The organism is Aminobacter sp. P4_H6_2 (assembly GCF_056400805.1).
This window is the reverse complement of sequence record NZ_JBFUKO010000313.1, coordinates 1-6,375: the sequence shown is the minus strand read 5'-3', so window position 1 is coordinate 6,375 and position 6,375 is coordinate 1. Positions and strand designations below refer to the sequence as shown.

At 62.5% G+C, this 6,375-nt stretch carries 7 protein-coding genes; 2 read left to right on the top strand and 5 right to left on the bottom strand.

Features of this window, described 5'->3' with window-relative positions:
• Positions 1-314: 314 nt before the first annotated feature.
• Together AC1DUU_RS20170 and AC1DUU_RS20165 are read right to left on the bottom strand one after the other, a co-directional pair.
• Positions 315-1,445 (bottom strand): patatin-like phospholipase family protein, encoded by a 1,131-nt coding sequence (locus AC1DUU_RS20170; RefSeq protein WP_476785177.1) that lies wholly within the window; start codon positions 1,443-1,445, stop codon positions 315-317.
• A gap of 23 nt (positions 1,446-1,468) precedes the next feature.
• On the bottom strand, positions 1,469-2,251 hold the full coding sequence (locus AC1DUU_RS20165; RefSeq protein WP_476785176.1) for a 3-hydroxybutyrate dehydrogenase: 783 nt from the start codon (positions 2,249-2,251) through the stop codon (positions 1,469-1,471).
• A gap of 226 nt (positions 2,252-2,477) precedes the next feature.
• On the opposite strand from AC1DUU_RS20165, the gene ispG reads away from it, so the two are divergent.
• Complete coding sequence (ispG, locus tag AC1DUU_RS20160) at positions 2,478-3,731, top strand: flavodoxin-dependent (E)-4-hydroxy-3-methylbut-2-enyl-diphosphate synthase (RefSeq protein ID WP_476785175.1); 1,254 nt, start codon at positions 2,478-2,480, stop codon at positions 3,729-3,731.
• A gap of 2 nt (positions 3,732-3,733) precedes the next feature.
• Positions 3,734-4,588, top strand: a complete 855-nt coding sequence (locus AC1DUU_RS20155; protein ID WP_476785174.1) for a lytic transglycosylase domain-containing protein — start codon at positions 3,734-3,736, stop codon at positions 4,586-4,588.
• Positions 4,589-4,601: 13 nt separating this feature from the next.
• Here AC1DUU_RS20155 and AC1DUU_RS20150 read toward each other — a convergent pair whose 3' ends face one another.
• From AC1DUU_RS20150 to AC1DUU_RS20140, 3 genes are all read right to left on the bottom strand, one after another.
• The gene (locus tag AC1DUU_RS20150; protein ID WP_476785173.1) at positions 4,602-5,078 is read right to left on the bottom strand and encodes a PTS sugar transporter subunit IIA; all 477 of its coding nucleotides are present in this window, start codon (positions 5,076-5,078) and stop codon (positions 4,602-4,604) included.
• Between the two features lie 2 nt (positions 5,079-5,080).
• Entirely contained in the window at positions 5,081-5,266 is a 186-nt protein-coding gene (locus AC1DUU_RS20145; RefSeq protein ID WP_476785172.1) for a hypothetical protein, read from the bottom strand.
• A 141-nt stretch (positions 5,267-5,407) separates the two neighbouring features.
• Positions 5,408-6,375, bottom strand: a 968-nt coding sequence (locus AC1DUU_RS20140; protein ID WP_476785171.1) for a response regulator, incomplete at its 5' end; no start/stop codon positions are given.

The following is a 6,375-nucleotide window of genomic DNA, read 5'->3' as shown; positions in this document are numbered from 1 at the left end:
GTACCCATCCACGCCGCAAAACCGACGAGCACGACCAAGGCTGCAAGCTTGTGGAACCTAATCTTCGACATTGTCGTTATCCGTTGAGGACGGTTGCGGCCACCGCCGTCTTGCCTAGCGCGTCGCCCCGATATGGTGGCGCGCAATACCGCATTCAAATCCGCCAAGGGGGCAATGTGGCGGGAGGGCGTCTTCTACATCAAATACAGATCGCAAAATAGTGATAAAAAATAATGGAAACATCATCCTGACAAAACTGGCAGGAGTTGTCAGCACGCTGCGGTTGCCGAGCCAAAATGGCGGCTTTTCGCGGCTTAGTTGTGCTGGCGAGCGGCAGCCGGCTTGGTTCTGGTGGCCAAAAACTCGCGCACGCGGCGGCCTGCAGCGGGTCCGTGCAACGGCCTGAAGCCATCGTCCAGTTGCCCGGATAGGTCGAGCGTGGCCTGCTTGCCTACCGAATCAAAGTTGTCTTCGAGCCAGTCGCTGGCCGCCGTGCGGCCAAGGTCGCGCAAGTATTCGAGGAACGCCCATTCTGCGTTGACCTTGGACGATGCCGAAAGATCCTTGAAGGCTTCATCGGCGTCGATGCGATGCATGCGGATGTCGTGGAATTCGCCATGTGGCAGCCGGCCTGCGGCGATCAGTTCCTTGATGAAGGCGATCGCGCGGAATTCACGCAGTAGCCCGGCGTTGAAGGTAATCTCGTCGATGCGGTTCTGGATTTCGTTGGCGGTCTTCGGCTTCTGCTCGCGGATCACCGGGTTGATCTGGACGAGCAGGAYGTCGTCGGTGTCGTTCGCCTTGAAGAACGGGTAGATCGCGGGATTGCCGCCATAACCGCCGTCCCAATAGGGCACGCCCTTGATCTCGACGGCCTGGAAGATCTGCGGCAGGCAGGCCGAGGCCATCACCGTATCGAGGTCGATCTCGCCGTCGCTGAAGACGCGCAGCTGGCCGGTCTCGACATTGGTCGCCGAGATGAACAGGTCGATGTCCTTGCAGGCGCGGACATTGGCGAAGTCGATCTCTTCAGCGACCACGTCGCGCAGCGGGTTGAGGTTCAAGGGGTTGGCGACATAGGGCGAAAACACGCGCGACATGGTGTCGAACCAGATGTAGCCGGGCGTGTTTTCGATGGACCAGTTGCCCCACGCCATATCCCAGGGCGAACGCTGCACCGGGCTGAAGCGACCTTTGCGCGCCACCGCGCGCCAAAAACCCTCAAGCTTGGCGCGTGCGCCTTCGGCGCCGCCTCGCATCCAGCCGTCGGCCAGCGCCACGGCGTTCATCGCGCCGGCACTGGTGCCCGATACCGCCTTGATGTCGAGCCGACCGTCTTCCAGCAATCGGTCGAGCACGCCCCAGGAGAAGGCTCCGTGCGAGCCTCCGCCCTGGAGTGCTATATTGATGGGCTTTTTCTCCTCCGCCCTGCCGTTTCCAGCCATGGCGATTTTTTCCTTTGAGACCGTCACTGAGCGGTCCAGCCGCCGTCCACCGAGAAGTGCGTGCCGTTGATCTGGGCAGCTGCCGGGGAGGTGAGGAAAACGGCGGTTGCCGCGACCTGCTCAACGGTGACGAATTCCTTGGTCGGCTGGCGGTCGAGCATGACCTCGCGAATGACGGTGTCGCGGTCCATGTTGTGCGCCTTCATCTGGTCGGGGATCTGCGCTTCGACCAGTGGGGTCAGCACATAGCCGGGGCAGATGGCGTTGCAGGTGATCTTGTCGAGCGCGACTTCGAGCGCCACCGTCTTGGTCAGACCCAAAATACCATGCTTGGCCGCGACATAGGCCGACTTGTAGGCCGAGGCGACAAGGCCGTGCGCGGAGGCGATGTTGACGATGCGGCCGCCGCCCGCTTTCTTCATCAGCGGGATCGCGGCTGCGGTGGTGTGGAAGGCCGAGGTCAGGTTGATGGCGATAATCGCGTCCCACTTTTCGATCGGGAAGTCCTCGACGGGCGCGACGTACTGGATGCCGGCATTATTGACGAGGATGTCGACCGAACCGAATCTTGCGGCGGCCTTGGCGACCAGCGCGCGGCAATCCGCTGCCTTCGACATGTCGGCCTGGATATAAACGGCGGCAACCTTGTATTGCCCGGAGATCTTCTCGGCGATGGCGTGATCGGTCGGTGTGTCGGAGAACGAATTGACGACGATATTGCAGCCCTCGGCCGCGAATGCCTCAGCAATGGCGAGGCCGATACCGGAAGTCGAGCCGGTAACGATGGCGGTTCTTGTCGCGGTCATGGCAGGAAAATCCTTCGGGAATGCTTATGTTGCAATGCAGCATATATGAGCTGTGTGGCGCAATAGAAGCACGACTGGCGCACAGTTTCGTGAAATTGTGGTGGAAACGGCCTGTCTGGCTGGGATGCGCCCCGCTCTTGGCGGGCGCGTCCACCTGCGATATTGACATGTCGCGCCGCGCGCGCCACCTCAGACGCGGATACCTCGAGCTTAAAAAGGCCGTCCGATGACCGGCTACTTCTCCTCCCCATTTCCTCGCCGCAAATCGGTCGGCGTCAGCGTCGGCGGCGTGRTCGTCGGCGGCGRMGCGCCKGTYGTSGTGCAGTCGATGACCAACACCGACACGGCCGACATCGACMAGACGGTTGCCCAGGTCGCAGCACTCCATCGCGCCGGTTCGGARATCGTGCGCATCACCGTCGACCGCGACGAGAGTGCCGCTGCGGTTCCCCATATCCGCGACCGGCTTGCCCGGCTCGGCGTCAACGTGCCGCTGGTCGGCGATTTCCACTATATCGGCCACAAGCTTTTGGCCGACCATCCGGCCTGTGCCGAGGCGCTGGCGAAATACCGCATCAATCCGGGCAATGTCGGCTTCAAGGAAAAGAAGGACAAGCAGTTCGCCGACATCGTCGAGATGGCGATCCGCCACGACAAGCCGGTGCGCATCGGCGTCAACTGGGGTTCGCTCGACCAGGACCTGTTGACCCGGCTGATGGACGAGAACCAGAAAAACGGCTCGCCGCTCACCGCCAACCAGGTGATGCACGAGGCGATCGTGCAATCGGCACTGATTTCGGCGGACCTCGCCGAAGAGATCGGCCTGCCGCGCGAAAAGATCATCCTGTCGGCCAAGGTCAGCGGCGTGCAGGACCTGATCGCCGTCTACACCATGCTTGCAACCCGCTCCGATCATGCGCTGCATCTCGGCCTGACCGAGGCTGGCATGGGCTCGAAGGGCATCGTTGCTTCGTCTGCCGCCATGGGCATCCTGCTGCAACAGGGCATCGGCGACACCATCCGTATCTCGCTGACGCCGGAGCCCAATGGCGACCGCACCCGCGAAGTCCAGGTGTCGCAGGAGTTGCTGCAGACCATGGGCTTCCGCCAGTTCGTGCCGATCGTCGCGGCTTGCCCGGGCTGCGGCCGCACGACCTCGACGGTGTTCCAGGAGCTGGCCCAAAACATCCAGGACGATCTTCGCAAGAACATGCCGGTTTGGCGCGAGAAATATCCCGGCGTGGAAGTGCTGAAGGTTGCGGTGATGGGCTGTATCGTCAACGGCCCAGGCGAATCCAAGCATGCCGACATCGGCATCTCCCTGCCCGGTACCGGCGAGACGCCCACGGCCCCCGTCTTCATCGACGGCAAGAAGGCAGCCACGCTGCGCGGGCCGGCCATCGCTGCGGATTTTGAGAAAATGGTCGCTGACTATATCGAGCAGCGCTTCGGTCAAGGCGGCAGGGCGGCAGCCGAATAGCGATGCGGAACCTGGCGAGGACAGCGCTGGCTTTCCTCGTTTCGTCGGTCTTTTGCGTATCGGCGCTCGCCGATCCGCCTCGCTCGCCTGAAAAGACCCATGTCGCCCGCGTCTGCGAGTTGATCGACACCCATGCCCGCCGCCATGGCCTGCCGAGCGAATTCTTTGCCCGCCTGATCTGGAAGGAAAGCCGCTTCGATCCGAACGCGGTAAGCCCGGCGGGTGCCGAAGGCATCGCTCAGTTCATGCCGGGAACCGCCGCCATGCGCGGCCTTGCCGATCCCTTCGACATGGAACAGGCGATCCCGGCTTCGGCGCGCTATCTCGGCGAACTCAAGACCGGTTTCGGCAATCTGGGCCTGGCCGCCGCTGCCTACAATGCCGGCGAAAACCGCGTCTCGCGCTGGCTGTCGTCAGGCGGTTTTCTGCCGCTCGAAACCGAGGACTACGTGCTCGACATCATGGGCGAGCCGGCCGACAATTTTTCCGACAAGGCCCATGCCGGCACCAATCGGCCGCTCGATCCGAAGATGTCTTTTGCGGTCGCCTGTCAAAACCTGCGGGTCATCATGTCGGCGACCGTGCCGATGGCCAACATCAACATCAAGCCTTGGGGCATTCAGGTCGCCGGCAATTTCCGCCGTTCGGCCGCCATCAAGCAGTGGCAGCGCCTCGAGGGACGTTTTCCGAAACTGCTTTCATCACATGAGCCGGTCGTCAGCCGTGTGCGCACGCCGATGGGGCGGCGCGGCATTTATGCCGTGCGCATCGGTGCTGACGATCGCAGCGAGGCCGGTCTCATCTGCCAGAGCCTGCACAGTGTCGGTGGCTCCTGTATCGTGGTCAGGAATCGCTGAAGCCGTAGTTTGTTCAGGCTACGGCCGTCTTGGCGGCCGATAGGTGGTCGAAGGTGAGCATGCGATGCAAGCTCTTTGCGTCCTCGGCCTTGCGCAGCCGCGCGACGGTGCCAGGATCGCGCAGGAAACGGGCGAACTTGGTCAGCACGTTGAGGTGTTTCAGCGGCGAGGCCTCGGGCAAAAGCAGCAGTACCACAAGATCGACATCCTGATCGTCAACGGCTTCGAACGGGCAGGGGGCTTTGAGCCGCGCAAAAGCGCAGAACGGCGTTTGCAGTTCGCGCACCTTGGCATGCGGTATCGCCACGCCTTGGCCAAGACCGGTCGAGCCAAGCCTCTCCCGGGCCGAAAGCACCGAGACGATCTCGCCAGCCGGGCAGCCCGTGCGCCTCGCTGCATGCAGCGCGAGCTCCTTGAGCAGCCGCGTCTTGCCATCCGGCTTGAGGTCGAGGATCACATCCTCGACCGAAATCACGTCGCGGATATCCATCTTCAGCTTGAGAGCATCGTGGCAAGTGCCAAGCCACCCAGCAGCAGGCCGGTGACGAAAAACAGGCGCGTAAACATGAAGGGCTCGGTCTGGCCTTTGACCGGGCGGTGGTCGTTTGCGGGCACGCGTCGCGCGGTCTCGACGGTTTGCGCGCTGACGAACCTGTCGGGCATCTGAGTGCGAAGCATCGGAGTCTTCCTTTTGTTCGCGCCGGAGCGGCAAAATTGCCGTCATCCGGTCGCGGTCAGGAAGGTAAAAGCTCCAGCATCAGTATTCGAGAGAGGCAAACGCCCCAAGAAATAAGAAAGTCATAGGTATCTTGGGCAGCTTTACGCCGACTGAACCAGCTCGGCGCTCTCGCTCAACCACGTGCCTATCTTGGCGCCAAGCTTGTCCGGCGACACCGGCTTGGGAAGATAGTCGTCCATGCCCGAATCTATGCACTTCTCCCGGTCGCCCTTGAGTGCATGCGCGGTGACGCCGATGATCGGCGTTCGGCTGCCATTGGCTGCTTCCTCAGTGCGGATGGCGCGGGTCGCCTCGTAGCCGTTCATCTCCGGCATCGAAACGTCCATCAAGATCAGCTTGGGCTTGAAGGTGCGATACATCTCCACCGCCGTGCGGCCGTTGCCGGCGATACGATGGCTGAGGCCGAGCCCGGAGAGGATCTGGGCGAAGACGAGTTGGTTGACCTCGTTGTCCTCGGCCACCAGCACGTCGAGCCCACCGCCGTGCAAAGGCGTTGGCTCGGGGTGGGCGAGTGGGGCTTGCACCGGGCCGCGGATGATGGTGAAGGCAGGTGGCGAATGATGGATCGGCTCGCGGACGAATTCCATCCGGCCGGCTTGCGAACGGGCCTTTTGCACCGCAGCTATGACCGTGCCGAGCAACACCGCCGAACGTGCCGGCTTGGTCAGATGCGCCGAGATGCCGAAATCGAGCACCATGCGGGAGAAATCGACCTGGTCGACCGAGGTCAGAAGCACAACGGGGATCGACGAGATGCGGCTGTCGGCGGCGATCGCCTTGGCGACATCGGCGCCGTTCATGCCTGGCATCTGGTAATCGAGGATGACGCAGTCGACACTAGCGCCGAGTTGAGCTGCGCGGTCGAGGAAGGCGAGGCCGATGGCACCGCTTTCGGCAGCGGCACAGTCGAAGCCCCAGCTTTTCAGCTGCTCGAGCAGGATCTCGCGGTTGACCGGGTTGTCGTCGATGACCAGCACGCGCGCGCCGGTGACGTCGACCGGCACAACGCTGCTTGTCTGCTGCGCTTCATACTTCGGCAACATGGCGG